The 20482-nt window shown below is 69.0% G+C and carries 23 protein-coding genes; 11 read left to right on the forward strand and 12 right to left on the reverse strand.

Features of this window, described 5'->3' with window-relative positions; genetic code table 11:
- The first annotated feature begins 128 nt into the window (after positions 1-128).
- From EIZ44_RS08580 to EIZ44_RS08590, 3 genes are all read left to right on the forward strand, one after another.
- Positions 129-1334, forward strand: coding sequence for a sensor histidine kinase (locus EIZ44_RS08580; RefSeq protein WP_078870619.1), 1206 nt, complete (start codon positions 129-131; stop codon positions 1332-1334).
- Positions 1335-1376: 42 nt separating this feature from the next.
- Complete coding sequence (locus tag EIZ44_RS08585) at positions 1377-2045, forward strand: response regulator transcription factor (RefSeq protein WP_037816973.1); 669 nt, start codon at positions 1377-1379, stop codon at positions 2043-2045.
- 130 nt (positions 2046-2175) lie between these two features.
- Complete coding sequence (locus EIZ44_RS08590) at positions 2176-2697, forward strand: hypothetical protein (RefSeq protein ID WP_134728181.1); 522 nt, start codon at positions 2176-2178, stop codon at positions 2695-2697.
- On the opposite strand, the gene EIZ44_RS08595 is transcribed toward EIZ44_RS08590, so the two are convergent.
- On the reverse strand, positions 2694-4268 hold the full coding sequence (locus tag EIZ44_RS08595; RefSeq protein WP_134728182.1) for a multicopper oxidase family protein: 1575 nt from the start codon (positions 4266-4268) through the stop codon (positions 2694-2696). The genes EIZ44_RS08590 and EIZ44_RS08595 overlap by 4 nt on opposite strands.
- A complete protein-coding gene (locus EIZ44_RS08600; protein ID WP_205670168.1) occupies positions 4265-4654 on the reverse strand; it encodes a hypothetical protein in 390 nt (129 codons plus the stop codon). Before EIZ44_RS08600 ends, EIZ44_RS08595 begins: the two co-directional genes overlap by 4 nt.
- Positions 4655-4761: 107 nt before the next feature.
- Here EIZ44_RS08600 and EIZ44_RS08605 point away from each other — a divergent pair, with 107 nt between their 5' ends.
- Positions 4762-5670: a LysR family transcriptional regulator gene (locus EIZ44_RS08605; RefSeq protein ID WP_037816965.1), complete on the forward strand. Its 909-nt coding sequence runs from the start codon at positions 4762-4764 to the stop codon at positions 5668-5670.
- Here EIZ44_RS08605 and EIZ44_RS08610 read toward each other — a convergent pair.
- Positions 5622-6155 (reverse strand): NAD(P)H-dependent oxidoreductase, encoded by a 534-nt coding sequence (locus tag EIZ44_RS08610; RefSeq protein WP_205673075.1) that lies wholly within the window; start codon positions 6153-6155, stop codon positions 5622-5624. The genes EIZ44_RS08605 and EIZ44_RS08610 overlap by 49 nt on opposite strands.
- A complete protein-coding gene (locus EIZ44_RS08615) occupies positions 6152-7219 on the reverse strand; it encodes an LLM class flavin-dependent oxidoreductase (protein ID WP_134728183.1) in 1068 nt (355 codons plus the stop codon). Before EIZ44_RS08615 ends, EIZ44_RS08610 begins: the two co-directional genes overlap by 4 nt.
- A 131-nt stretch (positions 7220-7350) precedes the next feature.
- Here EIZ44_RS08615 and EIZ44_RS08620 point away from each other — a divergent pair, with 131 nt between their 5' ends.
- Positions 7351-7791: a MarR family winged helix-turn-helix transcriptional regulator gene (locus EIZ44_RS08620; protein ID WP_037816960.1), complete on the forward strand. Its 441-nt coding sequence runs from the start codon at positions 7351-7353 to the stop codon at positions 7789-7791.
- A 107-nt stretch (positions 7792-7898) separates the two neighbouring features.
- On the forward strand, positions 7899-8834 hold the full coding sequence (locus EIZ44_RS08625; protein ID WP_051729262.1) for a helix-turn-helix domain-containing protein: 936 nt from the start codon (positions 7899-7901) through the stop codon (positions 8832-8834).
- On the opposite strand, the gene EIZ44_RS08630 is transcribed toward EIZ44_RS08625, so the two are convergent.
- From EIZ44_RS08630 to EIZ44_RS08640, 3 genes are all read right to left on the reverse strand, one after another.
- Positions 8821-9603 carry a hypothetical protein gene (locus EIZ44_RS08630; protein WP_037816959.1) on the reverse strand — a complete coding sequence of 261 codons (783 nt, stop codon included), beginning with the start codon at positions 9601-9603 and terminating at the stop codon, positions 8821-8823. The two genes, EIZ44_RS08625 and EIZ44_RS08630, sit on opposite strands and share 14 nt — an antisense overlap.
- A gap of 9 nt (positions 9604-9612) precedes the next feature.
- The gene (locus EIZ44_RS08635; protein WP_051729261.1) at positions 9613-10296 is read right to left on the reverse strand and encodes a papain-like cysteine protease family protein; all 684 of its coding nucleotides are present in this window, start codon (positions 10294-10296) and stop codon (positions 9613-9615) included.
- 251 nt (positions 10297-10547) lie between these two features.
- Positions 10548-11141, reverse strand: a complete 594-nt coding sequence (locus tag EIZ44_RS08640; RefSeq protein ID WP_205673076.1) for a TetR/AcrR family transcriptional regulator — start codon at positions 11139-11141, stop codon at positions 10548-10550.
- Between the two features lie 77 nt (positions 11142-11218).
- On the opposite strand from EIZ44_RS08640, the gene EIZ44_RS08645 reads away from it, so the two are divergent.
- Positions 11219-11710 (forward strand): DUF1453 family protein, encoded by a 492-nt coding sequence (locus tag EIZ44_RS08645; RefSeq protein WP_134728185.1) that lies wholly within the window; start codon positions 11219-11221, stop codon positions 11708-11710.
- Positions 11711-11716: 6 nt separating this feature from the next.
- On the opposite strand, the gene EIZ44_RS08650 is transcribed toward EIZ44_RS08645, so the two are convergent.
- Together EIZ44_RS08650 and EIZ44_RS08655 are read right to left on the reverse strand one after the other, a co-directional pair.
- On the reverse strand, positions 11717-12610 hold the full coding sequence (locus EIZ44_RS08650) for a hypothetical protein (protein ID WP_134728186.1): 894 nt from the start codon (positions 12608-12610) through the stop codon (positions 11717-11719).
- A gap of 58 nt (positions 12611-12668) precedes the next feature.
- Complete coding sequence (locus EIZ44_RS08655) at positions 12669-13877, reverse strand: cytochrome P450 (RefSeq protein WP_134728187.1); 1209 nt, start codon at positions 13875-13877, stop codon at positions 12669-12671.
- A gap of 93 nt (positions 13878-13970) precedes the next feature.
- On the opposite strand from EIZ44_RS08655, the gene EIZ44_RS08660 reads away from it, so the two are divergent.
- Both EIZ44_RS08660 and EIZ44_RS08665 read left to right on the forward strand, forming a co-directional pair.
- Positions 13971-14768 carry a thymidylate synthase gene (locus EIZ44_RS08660; RefSeq protein WP_134728188.1) on the forward strand — a complete coding sequence of 266 codons (798 nt, stop codon included), beginning with the start codon at positions 13971-13973 and terminating at the stop codon, positions 14766-14768.
- Complete coding sequence (locus EIZ44_RS08665; protein WP_134728189.1) at positions 14768-15229, forward strand: dihydrofolate reductase; 462 nt, start codon at positions 14768-14770, stop codon at positions 15227-15229. The genes EIZ44_RS08660 and EIZ44_RS08665 overlap by 1 nt, the downstream gene beginning before the upstream one ends.
- On the opposite strand, the gene EIZ44_RS08670 is transcribed toward EIZ44_RS08665, so the two are convergent.
- Positions 15226-16128 carry a S66 peptidase family protein gene (locus tag EIZ44_RS08670; protein ID WP_205673077.1) on the reverse strand — a complete coding sequence of 301 codons (903 nt, stop codon included), beginning with the start codon at positions 16126-16128 and terminating at the stop codon, positions 15226-15228. The two genes, EIZ44_RS08665 and EIZ44_RS08670, sit on opposite strands and share 4 nt — an antisense overlap.
- A gap of 91 nt (positions 16129-16219) precedes the next feature.
- Here EIZ44_RS08670 and EIZ44_RS08675 point away from each other — a divergent pair, with 91 nt between their 5' ends.
- On the forward strand, positions 16220-17227 hold the full coding sequence (locus EIZ44_RS08675; protein WP_037816950.1) for an aldo/keto reductase: 1008 nt from the start codon (positions 16220-16222) through the stop codon (positions 17225-17227).
- On the opposite strand, the gene EIZ44_RS08680 is transcribed toward EIZ44_RS08675, so the two are convergent.
- On the reverse strand, positions 17196-18377 hold the full coding sequence (locus EIZ44_RS08680) for a winged helix DNA-binding domain-containing protein (RefSeq protein WP_134728191.1): 1182 nt from the start codon (positions 18375-18377) through the stop codon (positions 17196-17198). The two genes, EIZ44_RS08675 and EIZ44_RS08680, sit on opposite strands and share 32 nt — an antisense overlap.
- 106 nt (positions 18378-18483) lie before the next feature.
- On the opposite strand from EIZ44_RS08680, the gene EIZ44_RS08685 reads away from it, so the two are divergent.
- Positions 18484-18930, forward strand: a complete 447-nt coding sequence (locus EIZ44_RS08685) for a VOC family protein (RefSeq protein WP_134728192.1) — start codon at positions 18484-18486, stop codon at positions 18928-18930.
- A 46-nt stretch (positions 18931-18976) separates the two neighbouring features.
- On the opposite strand, the gene EIZ44_RS08690 is transcribed toward EIZ44_RS08685, so the two are convergent.
- Positions 18977-20407 (reverse strand): FAD-binding oxidoreductase, encoded by a 1431-nt coding sequence (locus tag EIZ44_RS08690; RefSeq protein ID WP_167754041.1) that lies wholly within the window; start codon positions 20405-20407, stop codon positions 18977-18979.
- Positions 20408-20482 lie beyond the last annotated feature (75 nt).

The raw sequence follows: 20482 nt of genomic DNA on the forward strand, positions 1-20482 counted from the left end.
GCGGGTCGTTCCCGCCGGTGGCCCAGTAGTACCGACGCGGCGATACAGGCTCGTTAAGCGATCTTGTTTATCCTCTCCTTATGCCCGGATAGGACAGACTGTCGGTAGTCACGACCCGGGAGGACCCCTTGGCCGAAAAGAGCGCAGGCCCGCGCCGGGGGCCGCTGCGGCTGTCCGTGCGGACCCGGCTCACCGCGCTGTACGGCGGGTTCTTCCTGCTGGCCGGGCTCGTGCTGGTGGTGGTGACCTACACCGTCGTCAGCAACGAACTGCCCGCGCCCGCACAGTATCTCGGCGACGGAGCCTCGCTGAAACTGAGCCAGGTCGCCGCCGACGTCGAATCGGTCCCGATGGAGGCGACGACGATCCCGATGCAGACCGTCCCCGCTTCCGCGGAGAAAGTGGCGACTGCCGTGCTCACCGATTACCGCAGCTCGACAATGTCCACTTTGGTCCTTGCGTCGGCGATCGCGCTGGTGGTCACCGCCGCGCTGGCGTTGCTGTTCGGCTGGTTTATGGCGGGGCGCACGCTGCGGCCGTTGCACACGATCACCTCGACCGCGCGGCGGCTCGAAGCCGGGAAGCTCGATCAGCGCATCAACCTCGACGGCCCGCGTGACGAATTGAAGGAACTCGCCGACACCTTCGACAGCATGCTGGACCGTCTCGCCGGTTCGTTCGACAGCCAGAAACGGTTTGTAGCCAACGCTTCCCACGAGTTGCGCACTCCACTCGCGGTGCAGCGGACGCTGATCGAAGTCGCGTTGGAAAACCCCGATGCCGGGCCGGTGCTGTCCAAACTGGGCGCGCATTTGCTGCAGACCAACGAACGCAGCGAACGGCTGATCGAAGGATTGCTGGTGCTCGCGCGCAGTGATCGCGGCCTGAGTGCCCGGGCTCCGGTGCGACTGGACAAAGTGGTCCGTTCCGTAGTGAAACTCACCGCCGCGCAAGCGAAAGAGGCTGGCGTGACCGTGGAGACCCGGCTGCGCGCGCGTACGGTGGTCGGCGATGCCGTGCTGCTCGAACGCTTGGTGCTGAACCTGGTGAGCAACGCGATCAGCTACAACATCCCGGACGGCTGGGTGTCGATCACCATCGGCGCGACACCTGCCCTGAGCGTCCGCAATTCCGGGTCCAATGTGGACGAAAACCAGGTCGAGGGCTTGTTCGAACCCTTCCGGCGGGGAAAACCGGATCGGACCGGAGCGGCTGACCATTCCGGACTGGGGCTGTCGATTGTGCGTTCCGTCGCCCGCGCGCACGACGGGGACGTCTCCGCGCGGGCGAATCCGAACGGCGGTTTGACGGTCGAGGTGCGGCTGCCTGCTTGATCCTTATCTCGCCTTTATCGCCGTTCAGGGCATGATGATCGAATGCGGGTACTGATTGTCGAGGACGAGCCGCTCCTCGCGGATTCAATCGCCGAGGGGCTGCGCCGCTATTCCATCGCGGTGGACGTCTGCTACGACGGCGGCGAGGCCCTCGAACGCGTCGCCGTGCACGCGTACGACGTCGTCGTCCTAGACCGGGACCTGCCGACCGTCCACGGTGACGAGGTCTGCGCGGCGATCGTCGACGCGGGCGGCGAGACCCGGGTCCTCATGCTCACCTCCGCCTCCGACGTCACCGACCGCATCGAAGGACTGAACCTCGGCGCGGACGACTACCTGACCAAACCGTTCGTCTTCGCGGAGCTGGTCGCCCGGGTGCACGCGCTGGCCCGCCGGGCGCGTCCGGCGCTGCCGCCGGTGCTGGAGGCGGCCGGTCTGGTCCTGGATCTGCCCCGGCACCAGGCGTCCCGCGACGGCCGCTTCCTGCCGTTGTCGCCGAAGGAGTTCGCGGTGCTGGAGGTCCTGATGCGGGCCGACGGGACGGTGGTGAGCGCGGAGCAGTTGCTGGAAAAGGCGTGGGACGAGCACGCCGACCCATTCACCAACACGGTGCGGGTCACGGTGATGACGTTGCGGCGGAAACTGGGCTCGCCGCCGGTGATCGAGACGGTCGCCGGAGCCGGATACCGCCTGGCCGCCACACCCGCCTAGCCCGCCGCCGGTCCGTGAAGGGCTCCTTGCCGGAATCAGATTCCCTCAATGAGCCCTTCACGGACGGTCCGGGACCGGTCCCCTCCACGCCGGGCTAGGTTTGCCGCCTCGGTGGCGAAGGAGGGGCCTGGTGGCGGAGCGAACGGTCGAGCGGACGAGGCGGTTACCGGCGGGCGCGGCACTCGCGATCGGGTTCGCGGTACTGGTCGCCGTCCGCGAAACGGTGTTCCTGATCTGGCCGTCCGCCACAGTGGACTCCGTCCAGCCGAGCGGCCGCTGGGACCCGGTCGACGCGCTGTCGTTGATCGCGATGTACGTGCCCGCCGACGACGGCACCCTTTCGGCCAGCATGCTCGGCGGACTCGTCAGCCAGGTCCTCTGTGGAGTGTGCTGCCTGGCCGGCGCGATGCTGCTGGCGCTGCGCAACCCGCTCGGCCGGGCGCTCGTACTGCTCGGTGCGGGCAGCAGACTGCTGGTGGTCGCGGTCGCCATGGTCGTCGCGTTCGTGCCGATCGACGGCAGCCGAGTGCTCGACCCGGGCGGCGCGTCTCTGGTCTCGTTCTTCCTGATCGACGCGGACTGGGTGCTGCCGCTGCTGGTGTGCGCGTTCGCGACCGGCCGACGCGTCAAAACCTGGTTGCGTCCGGGCTAAACGGTCTTGAACGTGGCCATCATCCCCATGTCCTCGTGCTCGGCGTTGTGGCAATGGAACATGTACCGCCCGCGGTACCCGTCGAATCGCGCGATCACCTCGACCGCTTCGCCGGGCCGAAGGTCCACAGTGTCCTTCCGGCCCGCGTCGTGCGGCGCGGGATCCTTGCCGCCGCGGGAAAGCACTTGGAAGTGCACCAGATGCAGGTGGATCGGATGGTGCAGGTCCGCGACGAACCGCCAGATCTCGACGTCGCCGAGTTTCGGCTGAGCCGCGATCTTCGTCGGAGTGAAGGCCTCGCCGCCGATCGTCCAGCCGTGCCTGCCGTTGAACTGTCCACTTCGGAACGCGAACTCGCGGGTCACCGTCGCTTGTGCCCGGTCGAGTCGCTCCATTTCGGACAGTTTCGCCGGAATGTGGCTGTCGTCTTTCGCCCGGCGGGTGACGCGGAACCGCATTACCTGTGCGGTGGAACCGGTTCCGAGACGGTTGACCAGCGTCACCTCAGTACCCACCGGATATGCGCCGAAGTCGACCACCATGTCGTACCGTTCGGCAGGCGCGATCGGCAGGTGCTCGTGGCCGCGCGGGGCGTCGAGCAAGCCTTGATCCGACCCGATCTGCGTGAACGCGGGTCCGCTCGGCGGCGGCGGGTTGAGGGCGAGATCGTACCGGCGAGCGTTGGAACCGTTGAGGAATCGCAGGCGATGCCGGGTCGCCGACACTTCCGCGACCGGCCATGGCGCGCCGTTCACCAGCAGTACGTCGCCGAGAACGCCTGCCGCGTAAGCGTCTTCCACTCCCGGCACGGTTCGCAACGAAGGATCCAACGACGGGTATCGCATCGATCCGTCTTCGGCGAACGCGCGGTCGGTGATCATGAGCGGCATCTCTCGCTCGCCGCGCGGCAGTGGCAACGCGTCTTCCTCGGCGTCGCGGACGATGTGCAGTCCAGCGAGTCCGCGGTACACGGCCGGACCGGTGAAATCCATTCGGTGGTCGTGATACCAGAGCATCGCGGCCTTTTGCTGCAACGGATACGTGTACTCGCGGGTGCCGGTGGTGACGACGGCGTCCGGGTCGGCCATCCCCGAATGCCCGTGTCCGGCACCGGCGAGATACCGGCCGTCGGCGGGCAACACGAGGTCAGTGGCGTAACCGTCGGACTCCGGTGGCGTGCGCCCGCCGTGGAGATGCACGACGGTCGGGACCGGAAGTTCGTTGCGGTGCCGGACAATCGTCGTCCGGCCGCTGCGGGATTCGATTGTCGGCCCGGGGAAAGTTCCTTGGTAACCCCAGATCGGAGTGCGCAGTCCAGGCAGAATTTCCGCGGTGCTGGCCCGTTGCACGATTTCGTACCGGTCGACGCCGCCATCGCGGGAGACCGGGTTCAGCACCGGCGGCAGCGGCAACGGCACCTGAAACGGTTGCGGCAGCGGCACTTCGCTGGTCAGCAGCTCGCCGGTGGCCGCGGCCGGCCGCAACAACCGCGGGGTGACGAACCCGGCCGTGAGCACCACTCCGGCACCGCCCGCCAGCCCGAGAAACCGGCGGCGCGACATCCCGCTCATCGCCGGGCCCCAGTCCGCCAGATGCCGAACAGCGTCCCGAGCGCGATCGCGACCAGTGCGACGCCGAGCGGAATGTGCAGGTCAAGGGCACCGGCCTGCCCGGCGAAGTACTGTGCGGTCTCGCCGCCGGCCAGCAGCAGGCTCGCCCAGAACGGCCACTGGACGCCGCCGCGCCACCAATACAGCGCGGCGGGCACGAGCTGCACCAGCGCGACCGTCGACACGATGTTCGCGCCGAGTTCGTGCATCGCCAGCATGCTGTAGTCGCCGATCAAATACCGTCCGGCGAACACCGGCTGACCCAGGATCGCGACGGCGTGCACCGTCACGACGACCCGCATCACCACCAGCAACGTCCGCCCGCGTGTCCGGGCCGCTTCGGCCACCGTTCCCCCTAGTGCGCGTAAGAATTTCCCCGTTCAGACGCTAAGCTGAACTTCTCATGCCGTCCAAGACCAGAATCGCCATGTATTCATGACCTCGGAGCTATGAGATGGACCTGCTGCAACTGCGCTACTTCCAGGCGGTCGCCTACCGCGGCCACCTCAGCCAGGCGGCGGCCGAGCTGCACATCGCGCAGCCGTCGTTGAGCCGGGCGATCGCGCGGCTGGAGGCGGATCTCGGCGTGCCGCTGTTCGAGCGGGCCGGGCGGGGGCTGCGGCTCAACCACTTCGGCACCACGTTCCTGCGCCGCGTCGACCGGGCCCTGCGCGAACTCGACGACGCCCGCCAGGAACTCGTCGATCTGGCCGGTCTGGACCACGGCCGGGTCGCCGTCGCGTCGGAAACCCTGCTCACCCTCACCGGCCTGATGAGCGCCTTCCGCGCGGAGTACCCCGGCGTCGAACTGCGGCTGTACCAATCCTCGGCGGAAACCATGGCGCAGCAGTTGTGCGCGGGCGAGGTCGATCTGTGCTTCGCCTCGCAGCCGCTGCAGCAGCCGGGCCTCCAAGCGCGGGAACTGCTGCGCGAGGAGGTGATTCTCGCCGTGCCGAGCACGCACCGGCTCGCGCGGCGCAAACGCGTGCGGATGGCGGACCTCGCGAACGAGCCCATGGTGACTACGCGCCCCGGCTACTGGCCGCGCACCCTCTCCGACCGCCTCTTCGCCGAAGCCGGGCTGGAACCGAACTACTCCTGCGAGAGCGACGAACCCGGCGCGACCGGTCAGCTGATCGCGAGCGGGCTGGGGATCGGGCTGGTGCCGGAGGTCGCCCGACAGGCCGCCAAGGACGAGGCAGCCGTCGGGCTGGAGCTGGACGCTCCGGATTGCTATCGGACCTTGACCGTGGTGCAGCGTGCGGACGCGTACCTTTCCGCTGCGGCACAACGGTTGACGGAGTTCGCGATGGACTACTTCGGCACGGGAAGGTACCGGCCCGCGGACTCGAGCGCGATCTGAATCCTCCCGTGCACGCGCGGATTCAACAGCACCGTTCCGTCGAAATCCCCGCTGGACGCGAAGATCGCGACCGGCAGTGTGAGGGCCTGGAAGAACCCGAACAACGGCCGCAGCGCGTGCTCCAGCACGAGTGCGTGATGGTCGCCGCCGCCGGTCGCGGCAAGCAGGACGGGTTTGTCGACGAGCGCGTATTGGTCGACCAGATCGAAGAACTGCTTGAACATCCCGGGATACGAACCGCGGAACACCGGCGTCGCCGCGATCAGCAAGTCGGCTTCTTCGGCGCTCCGCAACGCGGCCTCGACCTCGGGCGGCGCGTCCGAGCGTTCGACGGTTTCGCCGAGCCCCAGCCGGTACACGTCGATCCGGGACGCCTCGACGGGGACCAGCTTGCCGAGCGTTTCCAGGATGACGTCCACCAACCCCATCGTCTTGGACGGCCGGCTCGGGCTCCCGTTGACGACCACCACCCGCAGCCCGCTCACGACGCGATCTCCCACCGCACCACCGGGGCGACCTCGGTGCCGAGCCGTTCGATCGCGGCGAGGTGCTCCTTCTGCGGCATCCCGCCGAACCCGAGCTGGATCAACGCCCGGTTCAGCCCGTAGACCTCGTGGTAGGCAAGCAGTTTCTCGATCAGTTCCGCCGGACTGCCCACCAGCAGCGCCGACCCGGGCGACGCCTGCGCTTCGAAGGCGGACCGGGAGATCCGCATCCCGACCCCGCGCTGATGATTGTTCTCCAGCATGCCCTGCGCGAAGTAGGGGTACATGGTTTCGCGCGCTTCCTGGCTGGTGCGCCCGACGTACCCGTGCACGTTGATGCTGATCGACGCCGGCTCGTGTCCGGCTTCTCGCGCCGCCTGCCGGTAGAGCGCCGCGGTCTGCTCGTGCTGGGTCAGCGGTCCCAGCAGCGCCGCCATCGCCATCGGCAGCCCGCGTCGGCCGGTGCTGACCGCCGAGGCCGCGGACCCGCCGACACCCACCCAGATCGGCAGGCCGTCCGCGCGCGGCGCGATTTCGGCGTCATCGAGCGGTGCCCGGAACTTTCCCTTCCAGGTCAACGGGTTCTGCTCGCGGATCGCCAGCAGGAGGTCGAGCTTCTCGCGGAAGAGATCGGCGTAATCGGCGAGGTCGTAGCCGAAGAGCGGGAAGGATTCGGTGTACGACCCGCGGCCCGCGATGATCTCGGCCCGGCCCGCGGACAGCAGGTCGATCGTCGCGAACTGCTCCCACACCCGCACCGGGTCCTCGGAACTCAGCACGGTCACCGCGCTGGTCAGCCGGATCCGCTCGGTTTTCTCGGCCGCCGCGGCGAGCAGGACCGAGGGCGCGGACCCGACGAAGTCGGTGCGGTGATGCTCGCCGGCGCCGAAGACGTCCAGCCCGACCTGGTCGGCGAGTTGTGCCTGCTCGATCGTCTCGCGTGCCCGCTGTCGCGGCGAGGGAAGCGACCCGGTGACCGGGTCTTTGGTGAGTTCGGCGAACGTCAGGATGCCGATTTCGAACGGTCGCGGTCCGGCGGCCGGGAGATTCTGCGGTTCAGCCATCGTCGGTGCTCCTTTCCGGCGCCCGGTCGCACGCCGCGGCCGGGCCTGTCCGGATTAACCTGTCTGCGCAGACAACTATTTCCGGCGAAGGCCGTGCTCACCCGTTTGCCGGGCCCGGTTACCGTGTCGGCATGGCGAGCGACGGGCTGCGAGACCTGGAACAGGAGGCGTGGAGCGGGTTCCTCTTCACGCACGAGCGGCTGTGGCGCGCGCTGGCGGACGGGCTCGCGCCGCTGAACGTGAGCATGGCGGAGTACAGCGTGCTGGCCCTGCTGGCGGAGGCGGGCGACGCGGGCATGCGGATGACCGACCTCGCTCAGCGCCGCCTGATGTCCACCGGCGGCTTCACCCGGCTGGCCGACCGTCTCGTCGGCCGCGGGCTGATCGAGCGCCGCCAATCGGCGGTGGACGCCCGCAGCTTCGACGCGGTGCTGACCGCGCAGGGCCGCGCGCTGATGCGCAAGGCCCGCCGTCGCCACCACGAGGACCTGCGGACGCTGTTCTTCGACCGGCTGGACGACGAGCAGTTGCGCCTTCTGGCGGCTGTCTGGCGCGATCTCGGGGACGGCTGAGCTCGCGCAAGCGGGGTGATTTGTCCGATTCTCGACCATGGACGGTTGTTGCTCGCTCACGAACTGCTCATGCTGAACAGCTATTCGGCACGAGCAGGGGAAGCCAGATGCAGCAGCAGAGCTTGGCGGTCCGGTGGTCGGCGCGAACAGTCCGGTCCGGCCCGTTTCACCGTGCGTTGTCCGAGGCTGTCGACCGGCGCGGGTTGTCCCTGTCGCGGCTCCGCGCGCATCTCGCCGCGCACGGGGTGTCGGTCGCCGAGTCCACGCTGAGTTACTGGCAGCGCGGTTTGCGCAGCCCGTCCGCGCCCCGGTCGCTCGATGTCGTGCGCGCTCTGGAGTCGGTGCTGAACCTGCCGCCGGACAGCCTCGTGGTGCTGATCGGACCGCACCGGAGCGCGGACGCCGACCGCAGGCCGTCGCTGCCGGAACTCCAGCAGAGCTGGGCGGAGACGTTCGCGCTGCGCGACGAGTTGAGCGGAACGCCCGGCGTCGAGGAGAACGCGGACCTGGACGTCGCGACGGTGGTCGACGTGCTGACGCTCGGTGCGCAAGGCCGGACCGCGGAGATCTCGTCGACCATGGTGGTGCGCGCGCGAAGATCCGGCCCGGACAGCTTCCTGGTGACGCACCAGGACGAGGACGGCAGCGACGTCACGGCGACCGAGATCATCGCGGTCGACGGCTGCCGGGTCGGGCGGGTGCGGCGCAGCGCGCGGTCGGCCGGAATGGTGTTCGAATTGCTCTTCGACCGCGGCCTCGCCGAGGGGGAGACGCACACGTTCGGGTTCACCCTGCGTCCCGCCGCCTCGGTCCGGCCGGGGAATTTCCACCGGGTCGTGCGCTCCCGCATGTCGGCCTACCTGCTGCGGCTGCGCTTCGACCCGGCCGCGCTGCCGGCGCGCTGCCTGCGGACCGTCCGGCCGAGGGAGGACCTGGAACTGCTGGTCCGCGAGCCGCTGTTCTGCGGGCCGGGGAACACGGTCAGCGCCTACTTCGAGGAACTCGGCGTGGGCATCGCCGGGGTCGACCTCATTTGGGACTGATCCGCCGCTTCCTCCAGCGCCACCCCAGGAACGCGCCGCCGAGCACCACCGCGGAGCCGAGCACGATCAGCCCGACGACCAGCGAACCGGCCGGTCCGGTGTCGCGCTGGAGGGTCTGCTTGAACCCGAGCCCGCCGCCGCGCTGGTAATCCGAGCCGGGCTGCTTGTCGGCGTACCGGGAATGCACCTGCTGCTGGTATTCGGCGATCGGCATGAACTGGCCGACCGGCGACTGCGGAAGGCTGGCCTGGAGCAGCACGACGCCGTCGCGGCCGAGGTCGTACCACCCGTTGATCTGCGGTTCGTTCAGCAGCACCGAACCCGGGCGCAGCCGGGCGCTGAGCGCCTCCTCGTCATTGCCGGACAACACGTTCCCGACCGACCAGCCGGTCGGCGCGGCGTGGTCGGGCGCGGCGCGGAGAGTGGCTTTCGCGCCGGTGGCCGCGGTGGCCGTCACCGCGATCGCCCGCAGCACCCCGGCCGGCGCTCCCGGCTTGTCGGCGACGAAGTCCGGGTTGAGCGTGTAGACCGGGAAACCCTTGTGCTCCAGGGTGATCCGGCCCGGATCGGCGTGCCCGACCTGCCGGAAGTTCGACTTGGCGAAACTGATCGCGCGTGCCGTTTCCGCGGCTTTGACCGCGGCCGCGACGTCCTGCTCCGACGGCGGCGCGACCCACGAGGCCCCGGCGGCCTCGGCGGGACCGGCGGACAGGAGCGCCGCGACCGCGATCGCCGCGCCGGCGGCGAACTTCCGGCAGATCTCACCCATGGCGGCTCGTCAGCCCTTCTTGATGTTGACGATGGTGTCGTTCCAGGTGAACTGGGCGTTGCTGCGGTACTGGTTGTAGTCCCAGGTCTGGTACCGCTCGTAGCTCGGCCACGGGTCGCCGACCATCAGCGACTGGTTCGAGCTGTCGTAGCCGTAGATCACCTCGGCGTGCCCGCCGCCGGAGGTCCAGTAGATGCCGGTCAGGTTCAGGATCCCGGAGTTGACCTGGTTCTGGATCGACGAGTAGCTGATCGGCCCGTTCGCGTCCTGCGCGGAGAACCCGGTGCCCTGGAAGCCCTGCACGATCTCGTAGATCTGGCCGCCCTCGTTCGGGCAGTACCCGGCCTGGGTGCCCTTGCCCGCCGCGCAGAACTCGGCCTGCGAGGCGGTGCCGCCCTGCGACTGCTCGATGCTGGAGCCGTCCGCCGCCCAGCACCACTGGTCGTTTTCCTGCACCTGCTGGTTGTATTCGAGCTGCTTCGACACGGGCAGCGCCGCGGCGCGCAGGCCGCCGCCGACCGGCTGGACCTCGCGCACCTGGGTGTGCGTGGCGGTCTTGATGAGGCCGTTCGGCTGGTGCGCGTCGTTGGTCGGCTGGGCCAGCGCGGTGCCCGGCAGCAACGCCACGGCAAGCGCGGCTGCCCCGGTCGCCGCCGTGATCCGGACTGTCCTCCGGGTGGGTCGGTAATCCATCGAATCTCCTTGTGCCAGACGGGGAAGGGAGCTCGCCGGGATGCCCCGGCCGAGCATCACTGTGTGCTCGCCCACTCCCGCAGAGCAACGGCTCCGGCACGCGGTGTGAGTGTTCACAGCCGGTTCTGCGGGGAAATGACTGGCACCGCCGCGGTTTCGCTCACCGCGGCGACAGGGAATTCGCAATATTCACAGCGCGTTCACAAGCGATGAATCGCGCTCGCGGGGGTTTGTCCACAAGGGACCCGGGGTTACGGCAGGCTTCGCCGCAGCGCGGTGACGAGCAGTTCCGGCGGCGTCGATTCGGGGTGCAGCACCGCCTGCATGGTCAGTCCGTCGAGCAGCGCGGACAGGCGGACCGCTTCGACGGTCAGGTCCAGTTCCTCGGGAAGCCGGCCGAGCGCGACGGCCTCGCGCAGGATTCGCGTGATCAGGTCGCGCAGGTTCTGGTGCTGCGCGTCGGCGCTCGCGCGAAACGCCGGACGGGTGCGCGCGGCGACGGTGAACGCCAGCCAGGCCATCGCCTCGTCCCGGCGTTCGTCGTCGAGCGGGAGGAACTCGGCGAGCAGGTCTTCGACCAGCGTCCGGCGGCCGGTTTCAGCGGCGAGCAGCCGGTCCGCGCGAACCGCGACGCGCTCGCCGATCCGGCGGCCGAGCTGGTCCATGGTGAAGATCATCATCGCCTCGTGGTCGGCGAAGTAATGCCGGATCGACCCGATCGCGAGGCCCGCTTCCTTGGCCACGTTGCCGAGCGTCGCGCCTTCGACCCCGGAGCGGCGCACTACCCGGACCACGGCTTCGCTGACAGCTTTGCGGCGGTCTTCCGGCACCACGATCTTGGGCATGGTTGCGTTTATAGCACGGTGGTGCCACGATGGATTTAGCATGCAAGTGCTAAAACGTGTCCTGGGGAGGGTCCGTGATGAGCGGATGGGTACTCGCGAGCTTGGCAGTCGGTGTCGTAGTGATGCTGGTGTTCCGGATGCTCGGGGAGCCGTTGAACTGGCGTGACACCGTCGCGCCGCCGATCGTGCTGATCGCGATCGGCGTCGCGGGTGTCGTCGGGTTCAAGGGTCTGACCAGCGCTGACGTGTGGTGGATCGTCGGCAGCTGCGCGGTCGGTCTCGCCTTCGGAGCGGCGCGCGGCGCGACGATCCGGCTGTACGCGAAGAAGGGCGAACTGTGGCAGCGCTACCGGAAATCGAGCCTCGCGCTGTTCGTGCTCGGCGTTGCCGTCTCGATCGGATTCACTGTGCTGGCAGTGAAATGCGGCATGCACGATCAGGCGAGGCCCTACCAGTTGGCGATCGGGGTCAGCTTCGCCGGAGAAGCACTGGTGCTCATCCCGCGCGGACTGGCCTCGGAGGTGCCATTCGCGAGGGACAAAGAACGGCGATGGCTTCCGTCCCGATGAATCCGCTTAGGACAGTTCGGCCTGGCGTCGCTTCAACTCGGCAATGACCTGATCAAACACGGCGCGATGGGCTTCCAAGCGTGAGAGCGTCAGGCTGATCGATTCCTGCACTTCTTGCACGTCCTCGGCGGCGATCTCCACGTGGTCCGCTCGCTCAGCAGTAGTCGTCCCGACGGTCAACGGACGGTCGGCGCGCGGAAGAAGCCGCCCTTGCGGTTCCCGATCGAGCCAGGACGCCATGTCTCGCATCTCGTCCTCCAGTCGCACCGTCCACGACTGCCGCTGCCGTTCCGTCCGGCCCGGATCGCGGCGTTCCCAGCCCGCGACGACCATGTCCTCGATGGCCGCGGCGGCAGCGCGGCACGCGACTTCCAAGCGGGGCAACGGATCCAGCCCGACTGCCGAGATCTCCTCCAGGATCGGTTCGCCCGCGGTCCACACCCCGTCGACCGTGTGGGTTTCGGCGACGTCGTGCGCGGTGGCGAGCAACGCGCTGATCGCCTCGCGCACCTTCGCCACATCGGCCGGGTCCAGATCCTCGTCGGTCAGCCGATGCGGTGATTCGGTGCGCGGCGGGCGTTCCTTTGCTGGCCAGGAACGCGTCCCGCCGCGCCGCCGGTAGTGCTGCTGCATCGCCTGTTTGGACCGGTTGCCGTACTCCGCCCCCAGTTGTTCCCAGGTCCAGCCGCGGTCGAGGACCGATTCGATCAGCGTGACCTCGGCGCGGTCCAGGTCTTGCCGGACGTCCGGGACCAGGTGCAACGCTCCCGCCGCGTCCTCAGCGCTGAGGTCCTCGCCGGGCGGGCGGCCGGATCTCGCCGCGCGGACCAGTTCGGCGAGGAAGGGGTTCTCGCGTTGCCGGAAGTACCGGGTGGCCATTGCCTGCACGGAGTCCGTCATGGTCGTCAATGTATCGGTTGACGCAGGCACACGTCAACCGATACGTTGACGGCGGGTGTCACCAGGTCACGGGCAGCTCGTGAACGCCGTAGATGTTCATGCCGGTCCGCAGCGGCACCTCCTCCGGCGGGACGGCGAGGGCGAGCGTCGGGAAGCGCTGCAGCAGCCCGGCAAATCCCGCGCGCATTTCGATCCGGGCGAGCTGCTGTCCGAGGCATTGGTGCACGCCGTGGCCGAACGACACATGCGTGCGCGCATTCCGTTTGACGTCGAGCTCGTCGCCTTCGGGAAAACGCGAAGGATCGCGGTTGGCGGCCAGCATCGAAATGAGGACGGTCGATCCCTTGCTGATCTTTTCGCCGCCGAGTTCGAGGTCTTCGGACGCGTAACGGAACAGAACGTCGACCACCGCCAGATAGCGCAGCAGTTCCTCGACCGCGCCCGGAATCAGATCCGGGTCGGCGCGCAATGCGGCCATTTGCCCGGGATTTTCCAGCAGCGCGAAAGTGCCGAGCGCCAGCATGTTCGCCGTAGTTTCGTGCCCGGCGAGCAGCAGCAGGAAGCCGATGCCGACCAGCTCCTCGATGCTCAGGTCGTCGTCGCGGGCCAGGTCGGACAGGATGTCGGACCCGGGGTCCGCGCGCTTGTCGGCCGCCAGCTTTCCGAGGTATGAAGTGAGCGCCGTCCAGGCGGCCATTTTGTCCTCGATGCTCTGGTCCCGGAGCATCATCTGCGTGGAGTTCTTCTGGAACGTCTCCCGGTCGGAATACGGGACGCCCAGCATTTCGCAAATCACCAGCGAAGGAACCGGAAGCGCGAATTCCTGCACCAGATCGGCAGGCTGCGGACGCTCGGCGAGGTGATCGAGCTGCCGCTGCGCGATTTCGGCGATGTGCTCCTCGAGCTGTTTCATCCGGTTGACGGTGAACGCGCCGGTGAGCTTCCGGCGCAGCCGGGTGTGGTCCGGCGGGTCCATCGTGATGAACAGGCCGGGCACCTGCGGCGACGGATCGAACTCCTGCTGCGCCTCGGGCATGCTCGGCGTTTCGTAGGGCACGTGCACCGCGCCGAGGTCCTGGCGCGAGCTGAACCGCGGGTCGGCGAGCGCCTGGCGGACCGCGTCGTAGCCGGTGACCAGCCAGCCGTCGTGCCCGTCCGGGAACTTCAGCGGGCTCACCGGCCGGGTCTCCCGCAGCCGGGTGATGGCGGACGGCGGGGCGAACGGGCCTGCGTCGCGTTCGAGCGGCAGGCCGGGCGGGCGGGTCATCTTCGGGTCCCCTCTCGGTGGTGGTGCGACCAGCGTCACCGCGGCGGCTGATATCCCGCTGACACGGCGCTGGCTCGACTACCATCCGCAGACATGCCGGACACGCAGTACGAAGACCTGCTTCAGCACGTGCTCGACACCGGAGCCGCGAAGGGCGACCGCACCGGTACGGGCACGCGGTCGATTTTCGGGCACCAGCTGCGCTACCGGCTGGCCGACGGATTCCCGCTGATCACCACCAAAAAGGTGCACTTCCGGTCCATCGCGTACGAACTGCTGTGGTTCCTGCGCGGCGACTCGAACGTCACGTGGCTGCGTGACCACGGCGTCACGATCTGGGACGAGTGGGCGGCCCCGGACGGCGACCTCGGCCCGGTGTACGGCGTACAATGGCGGTCCTGGCCGACCCCCGACGGCGGGCACGTCGACCAGATCAGCGACGTCCTGCGTACGCTGCGCGAAAACCCGGACTCCCGGCGAATCATCGTGTCGGCCTGGAACGTCGGGGACATCCCGCAGATGGCGTTGCCGCCATGCCACGCGTTCTTCCAGTTCTACGTGGCCGAAGGCGAACTGTCCTGCCAGCTCTACCAGCGCAGCGCGGACCTGTTCCTCGGCGTGCCGTTCAACATCGCGAGCTACGCCCTGCTGACGCACATGATCGCCGACCAGGTCGGCCTGCGCGTCGGCGATTTCATCTGGACCGGCGGCGACTGCCACATCTACGACAACCACGTGGACCAGGTGCGCAAGCAGCTTTCCCGGGACGCGCGGCCGTTCCCGACGCTGAGCCTGAAGCCGGCGGAGAGCCTGTTCGACTACCGCTACGAGGACATCTCGCTGGAGGGCTACGACCCGCACCCCGGCATCAAGGCTCCGGTGGCCGTCTGATGATCGGACTCATCTGGGCGCAGGCGGCGAACCGCGTCATCGGGCGCGACAACGCGTTGCCGTGGCACATCCCGGAGGACATGAAGCACTTCCGCACGGTGACCGCGGGCGCGACGGTGCTCATGGGACGCCGCACGTGGGAGTCGCTGCCCGAACGCGTCCGGCCGTTGCCCGGGCGCCGGAACCTGGTGGTCTCCCGCACGCCGCAGGAGGGTGCGGAGACGTTCCCTGACCTGGAGCAAGCGTTTGCGGCCGCTGAAGGCGACGTCTGGGTGATGGGCGGCGCGCGGATTTACCAGGAGTCGCTGCCGTTCGCCGACCGGATCGAGGTGACCGAACTCCGGGAGTCCTTCGAGGGCGACGTCTACGCGCCGGAGATCGGCCGGGAACCGGACACGGTCGGCGAGTGGCAGGAGTCGAAGAACGGACTGCACTACCGGCACCTCAGCTGGGGTGCCTAGCCGACTGCGGGCCCGACGGTGAGCGTGTCCCCGTCGATCTTCGCGACCGGTCCGAGCGGGACCGACAACGGGTCGTCGCCGTGGCCGACATCGATGCCGCCGAGCACCGGGACGTCCAGCGCGCCGAGCCGGTCGCGCAGCACGTCCAGCACGGTCCAGCCGCGGTCGGTGTAGTCCTCGAACCCGGGGAACCGGCCGAGCGCGAGGCCGCGCAGACCGCGCAGCGAACTGGACCGCATGAGGTGCGTCAGCTGCCGGTCGACCTGGCCGAGCCCGATCGCACGCGGGGCTTCGAGGAACAGGATCGCGCCGTCGAGACTGGGCAGTCCGGCTCCGATGAACCCGATGACGGTGCCGAGATGCCCGCCGACCAGGTTCCCGGTGGCGGTGCCGGGGAATGAGACCGCGGCGGTGAGCGCGTCCGGATCCCGGTGCAGCGTCGTGGGCTCGGTCTCGAACAGCAGCCGCCGGGTCGATTCGGCGGAGCGCGCACCGGCGAGGAAACCGTGGATCCCAGCGATCCGGCAGTGCCGCCACAGCGCGAGGTGCAGGTTGGTGATGTCGCTGAACCCCATGAGCGGCTTGGGATCCGCCCGGACGGCGGCGAAATCGATCCCGTCGGCGATCCGGTACGCCCCGGCCCCGCCGCGGGTCGCGATGACCGCGCGCACGCCGGGATCGCGGTAGGCGGCGTTGAGATCGGCGAGCCGGTCCTCGTCGAGCCCGGCGAGGTAACCGTGCCGGTCGAGGGCGTGCTCGCCGACCTCGACGGTGAGGCCCCAGCTTTCCAGCGTCCGCACGGATTCCGCGAGCAGTTCTTCGGTGGGCCAGCTGGCGGGGGAGACGAGCCGGACCCGGTCTCCTCGTCGGAGCCGGGGCGGCCGCACGGCGTCGGTCACCCGAGCACTTTCCCAGACTTCCCGCAGTAGCGGACACCGCCTGGCCGCTTCCCCTGCCACCGTGACCTTGCTCAGGAAAGGAAACCGGCACATGCAAATGCGGCTTTTGGGGCGGACCGGGATCAAGGTCAGCGCCTACTGCCTCGGCACGATGAAGTTCGGGCAGATCGGCAACCCCGATCACAGCGAGTGCGTCCGGATGGTGCACCGGGCGCTCGACGCGGGCATCAATTTCGTGGACACCGCTGACGTTTACGGGCCAGGCGGGGAGTCCGAAGAAATCCTCGGCGCGGCGTTGAAGGGCCGCCGCGACGACGTGGTCGTGGCCACGAAAGTCAACGGCTCGATGGGCCCAGGACGCGGCGGAAGTTCGCGGCGCTGGATCGTCGCGGAGGTGGAACAGTCGTTGCGGCGCTTGCGAACCGACCACCTCGACCTGTACCAGCTTCATCACCCCGACCCGAACACCGATCTGGAAGAAACCCTCTCCGCGCTCACCGATCTGGTGCGCAGCGGCAAGGTGCGCGCAGTCGGGTCCTCGAACTTCCCGGCGTCCGAGATCGTCGAAGCCCAGTGGGTGGCGCAACGCGCGGGCCTGGCCCGGCTGCGGACCGAGCAGCCGACGTACTCGCTGCTCAACCGGGGGATCGAGAGCGAAATCCTGCCGGTGTGCGACCGGTACGGCATGGGGGTCCTGGTGTGGAGTCCGCTCGCGATGGGACTGCTGACCGGCCGCTACCGGCCCGGCGGCGAGCGGCTCCGGGAAGCGCAGTTGCGGTTCGTGCCGCGGCACATGAGCGACGAGCGCAAGCACGCGGCGGTCGAGCAGTTCGCTCAGGTGGCCGACGATGCCGGGCTTTCGCTGACGCATCTGGCGCTGGCGTTCGCGGTCAACCATCCCGTCGTCACGTCCGCGATCCTCGGCCCCCGGACGTTGCCGCAGCTCGATGACTTACTGGCGGGCGCCGAGACGCGGCTGGACGACGATGTCCTGGACCGGATCGACGAGATCGTCGCGCCGGGCGCCGACGTGGGGCCGATCGACGTGTCGTACGTTCCGCCGTCGCTTACCGACCCGAAGCTCCGCCGCCGCGGCTGATCCGTCCCTGAACCATCGGCGGCACGTAACCGGTCGCGACCACCTCACCGTCGAACCAGGCGGTGAGTTTCGCGGCTTCCTCTTCCAACGCCGCCGCGGCAGCGAGGGACAACGGTTCGATCGGGACGACCGTCACCGTCCCGTCCGGCTGCTGCGTCCAGGTCCCGACGATCCGCCCGTTCCACCACGCGGTCGGACCGGCGTTGCCCGCGCCGTCGAAAAGGTGCGGGCCGTGGTCGCCGAGGTAGAAGTCGCGGCGGCGCCAGCCCATCGTCGTCGGGTCGAGGGTCGGGAGAAGGGCCGCCCAGTCCTGGTCGAGGCGGACCTCCTCGGCATCGTCGGGGTGCAGCCACGCCGGGGTGCCGTCCTCCAGCAGGGCGGGCGTCGCGCCGACGTCGTCCAGCGCCCGGCGGACCGCGGTTTTCGTCGCGCCGAGCCACCACACCAGGTCGTCCTCGGTCCCCGGCCCGAACGACCACAGCCAGCGCCGCACCAGTTCCCGGTAGCCTTCGCGTTCGTCCAGCACGCCTGGATCCTCGCCGAGCCACTGTTCGACCGCCGTCCACACTGGACGGGAGACCTGCCAGCGTCCGGCGTTGTCCCCGCGGACTACCGAACCGCTCGACGCCAGCACGGAAAGCACCCGGGAGCCGACCGGGGCGAGCACCGCAGGCCGTCCCTCGGCGGCGATCCGCGCGTTCAGCTCGGGAATGCGATCACGCAACTGTGCGGTAGTGCCGGGTTCATCGCGGATCGCCTGCAACGCCTCGGCGCACCGGTCGGCGACCCACGCCGGGCCGTCGTCTATTCCGGCGAGTTCGGCGTCTTTGGCCAGCCGTGCGGTCATCTGTTTCGCAACTCGGGCCGACGCACTTCCCCGTGCTGCGGCGAGGAAATCGACCGGAAACGCGAAAACGGTCCGGCGCATCGCCAACTGCCGCACTACCGTCCGCTTGCCGAACAGAGCGTCCGAAATGGACTCGCGGTCGGCGCGGGACCGGGCGTACGCGGACAGATAGATGCTGCTGGCCTCAGTCGCGTGCAAGCACGTGACCGCGCGGACGGCGGCCTCCACTCCGGACGCGGCGGTCGCCAACGCGTGCCGCAGCCCGATCCGGTCACGCCGCTCGGCGTCGGTCACCTTTCGCATGGTTTCGATCATGCCGGAAGTAGCGGTCACTGCCTGACCGCTACTGCTGCGAGTCTCGGTTCCAGCGCGGGAACGAGTCCGGCGCGGGAATCGAGGAGTCGAAATCATGGCAGTGCACGCCGTCGCCCACTTGAACTTCCGGGGCGAGGCCAGGGAGGCGCTCGAGTTTTACCGGTCGGTGTTCGGCGGGGAACTCCGGATCGCCACGTACGGCGACTTCGGCATGCCCCAGGACGCACCCGGCGCGGACCGCGTGGTGTTCGGACAGGTGACGGGCGAGAACGGCTTCCAGGTGATGGCTTACGACGTGCCGGGCGTCGCGGCGGCCGCCCCGGTCGGCGAGACCACCCGCGAGAACGGGATGACCATCACCACGGAGAAGTTCTTCCTGTCCGTCAGCGGCGATTCCGTCGACGAGGTCGGTGGATTCTGGAAGAAGCTGTCCGAGGACGCGACGGTCGTCGAGGCGTTCGGCCCGTCGCAGTGGGCCCCGGCGTTCGGAATGCTCCGGGACCGCTTCGGCGTGACCTGGATTCTGCAGGTCGCCGCGTAGCCCGCCGGTCTGCGGCCGGAGTCCTGCGCCGGCCGCAGACCGGCTTTCACACCGGGCGCGGCGAGAGACCCTGCTCGAACGCGAGCACCCCGCTCGGGTCGTACTTCGCCGCTGCCGCCCGGAGCGCCGGAAGGTTCACCCCGTAGTACGCGGTGGCCCAGTCCTGCTGGTCGTCGTTGATGTAGTTGACGTACGCGCCGCCGGTGGCGATCTCCGCCAGCCGTGCCTGGACATCGTTCACCTCGTGCTTCGCGGTCTCCCGGTCGACGTCCGGGGCGGCGCTGAGGTAGACCTGCACGTCGCCGAAAACCCCGCGGTGGGCGAACGCGGTGTCGGTGGGCCGCACGTCGGAGACCGCCGCGTCGAGCGGGTTGATCTCCAGCGCGACCTTGGTCTCGCCGGTGACGAGCGCGCTCAGCCGCGCCGGATCGGCCTTCTTCGCCAGCACCCGGGAAGCGGCCATGAACCGGCGACGCTCCAAGCTTCCGGACCAGAAATCCATCGCACCCAGGTAGTCCGTCTCCTGGAAACCGCTGACCGTGCCCTTGACCCCGGCCCGGCGTTCCAGATCGGCGATGAGTTCGCGGGCCTGCTGTTCGCCGCCGAGGAGGCAGCCCGGAACGCCCGCCGCCGGGTTCGGGCCGCCGAGCACCGAGATGTTCGACCAGAATTCCCTTGGCGCGGCGGTGATCCAGTCCTGCCAGGCCCCGTAGACGTCGGTACCGGATCCCTCGGGGAAGTTCACCACGAACACGGTGACCCGCGGCGGCGCGGGAACCGTGCGGAAGGTGAACTCCGTGGTGACCCCGAAATTCCCGCCGCCCCCGCCGGTGAGCGCCCAGCCGAGGTCCGAGCCCGGGTCGACCGAATGCACCCGGAAGTCGCGCGGCGTCACGACTTTCGCGCCTTCCAGGTGGTCGCAGGTGAGTCCGTACTTCCGCATCAGGACGCCGATCCCGCCGCCGAGCGCGAGCCCGGCGATGCCGACCGAACCGCACGTGCCGCCCGGCAACGCGCGTCCTTCGGCGGCGAGTGCGTGATAGACGTCGAGCAACCGCGTGCCCGCACCCACGACGGCGGTGCCGTTCCGGCGGACCTCGACGCGGTTCATCAACTTGAGGTCCGCGACCAATCCGTTGCCCGGAGTGGAATACGCGACGTAACTGTGCCCGCCGCTGCGCGCCGCGAACTTGACAGTGTATTCCGCGGCGAACTCGAGGCACTTCCGGACGTCGTCGGCGTCGGCGCACCGGGCGATCGCCGGCGGATAGCGATCGTCGTAGAGCAGGTTGAACGGCGGGCGGATTTCCGCGTAGCCGGCGTCGTTCCGCTGCAGCAGCGCGCCGCGCAGCCGCCTGCGCAACCTGGCCCAGTCCGGCTCCTTTTCCGCTGCGTGGGCAACGGTTCCGGTCCCGGCGACGGCCGCGCCCGCCGCGACCGCGGACAACTGCAAAAGACGACGACGGCTCAACGTCATGGACGACCCCTCCACGGCTCGGCGGCCCGCGCGCACGAGAAGAAACCCGCCGGCCCGCCCCGAGATTCCCCTTGT

Origin of the sequence: Amycolatopsis nivea (assembly GCF_004522235.1) — a bacterium.
GTDB lineage: Bacteria > Actinomycetota > Actinomycetes > Mycobacteriales > Pseudonocardiaceae > Amycolatopsis > Amycolatopsis nivea.

Bases quoted from the DNA above. Each gene is read 5' to 3' on its own strand.
- EIZ44_RS08615 (WP_134728183.1), bottom strand. From the start codon at position 7,219: ATGGCTGAACCGCAGAATCTCCCGGCCGCCGGACCGCGACCGTTCGAA.
- EIZ44_RS08595 (WP_134728182.1), bottom strand. From the start codon at position 4,268: ATGAGCGGGATGTCGCGCCGCCGGTTTCTCGGGCTGGCGGGCGGTGCC.
- EIZ44_RS08640 (WP_205673076.1), bottom strand. From the start codon at position 11,141: ATGCCCAAGATCGTGGTGCCGGAAGACCGCCGCAAAGCTGTCAGCGAA.
- EIZ44_RS08645 (WP_134728185.1), top strand. From the start codon at position 11,219: ATGAGCGGATGGGTACTCGCGAGCTTGGCAGTCGGTGTCGTAGTGATG.
- EIZ44_RS08675 (WP_037816950.1), top strand. From the start codon at position 16,220: ATGCAAATGCGGCTTTTGGGGCGGACCGGGATCAAGGTCAGCGCCTAC.
- EIZ44_RS08665 (WP_134728189.1), top strand. From the start codon at position 14,768: ATGATCGGACTCATCTGGGCGCAGGCGGCGAACCGCGTCATCGGGCGC.
- EIZ44_RS08685 (WP_134728192.1), top strand. From the start codon at position 18,484: ATGGCAGTGCACGCCGTCGCCCACTTGAACTTCCGGGGCGAGGCCAGG.
- EIZ44_RS08620 (WP_037816960.1), top strand. From the start codon at position 7,351: ATGGCGAGCGACGGGCTGCGAGACCTGGAACAGGAGGCGTGGAGCGGG.
- EIZ44_RS08660 (WP_134728188.1), top strand. From the start codon at position 13,971: ATGCCGGACACGCAGTACGAAGACCTGCTTCAGCACGTGCTCGACACC.
- EIZ44_RS08650 (WP_134728186.1), bottom strand. From the start codon at position 12,610: ATGACGGACTCCGTGCAGGCAATGGCCACCCGGTACTTCCGGCAACGC.
- EIZ44_RS08625 (WP_051729262.1), top strand. From the start codon at position 7,899: ATGCAGCAGCAGAGCTTGGCGGTCCGGTGGTCGGCGCGAACAGTCCGG.
- EIZ44_RS08630 (WP_037816959.1), bottom strand. From the start codon at position 9,603: ATGGGTGAGATCTGCCGGAAGTTCGCCGCCGGCGCGGCGATCGCGGTC.
- EIZ44_RS08680 (WP_134728191.1), bottom strand. From the start codon at position 18,377: ATGCGAAAGGTGACCGACGCCGAGCGGCGTGACCGGATCGGGCTGCGG.
- EIZ44_RS08605 (WP_037816965.1), top strand. From the start codon at position 4,762: ATGGACCTGCTGCAACTGCGCTACTTCCAGGCGGTCGCCTACCGCGGC.
- EIZ44_RS08690 (WP_167754041.1), bottom strand. From the start codon at position 20,407: ATGACGTTGAGCCGTCGTCGTCTTTTGCAGTTGTCCGCGGTCGCGGCG.
- EIZ44_RS08585 (WP_037816973.1), top strand. From the start codon at position 1,377: ATGCGGGTACTGATTGTCGAGGACGAGCCGCTCCTCGCGGATTCAATC.
- EIZ44_RS08635 (WP_051729261.1), bottom strand. From the start codon at position 10,296: ATGGATTACCGACCCACCCGGAGGACAGTCCGGATCACGGCGGCGACC.
- EIZ44_RS08655 (WP_134728187.1), bottom strand. From the start codon at position 13,877: ATGACCCGCCCGCCCGGCCTGCCGCTCGAACGCGACGCAGGCCCGTTC.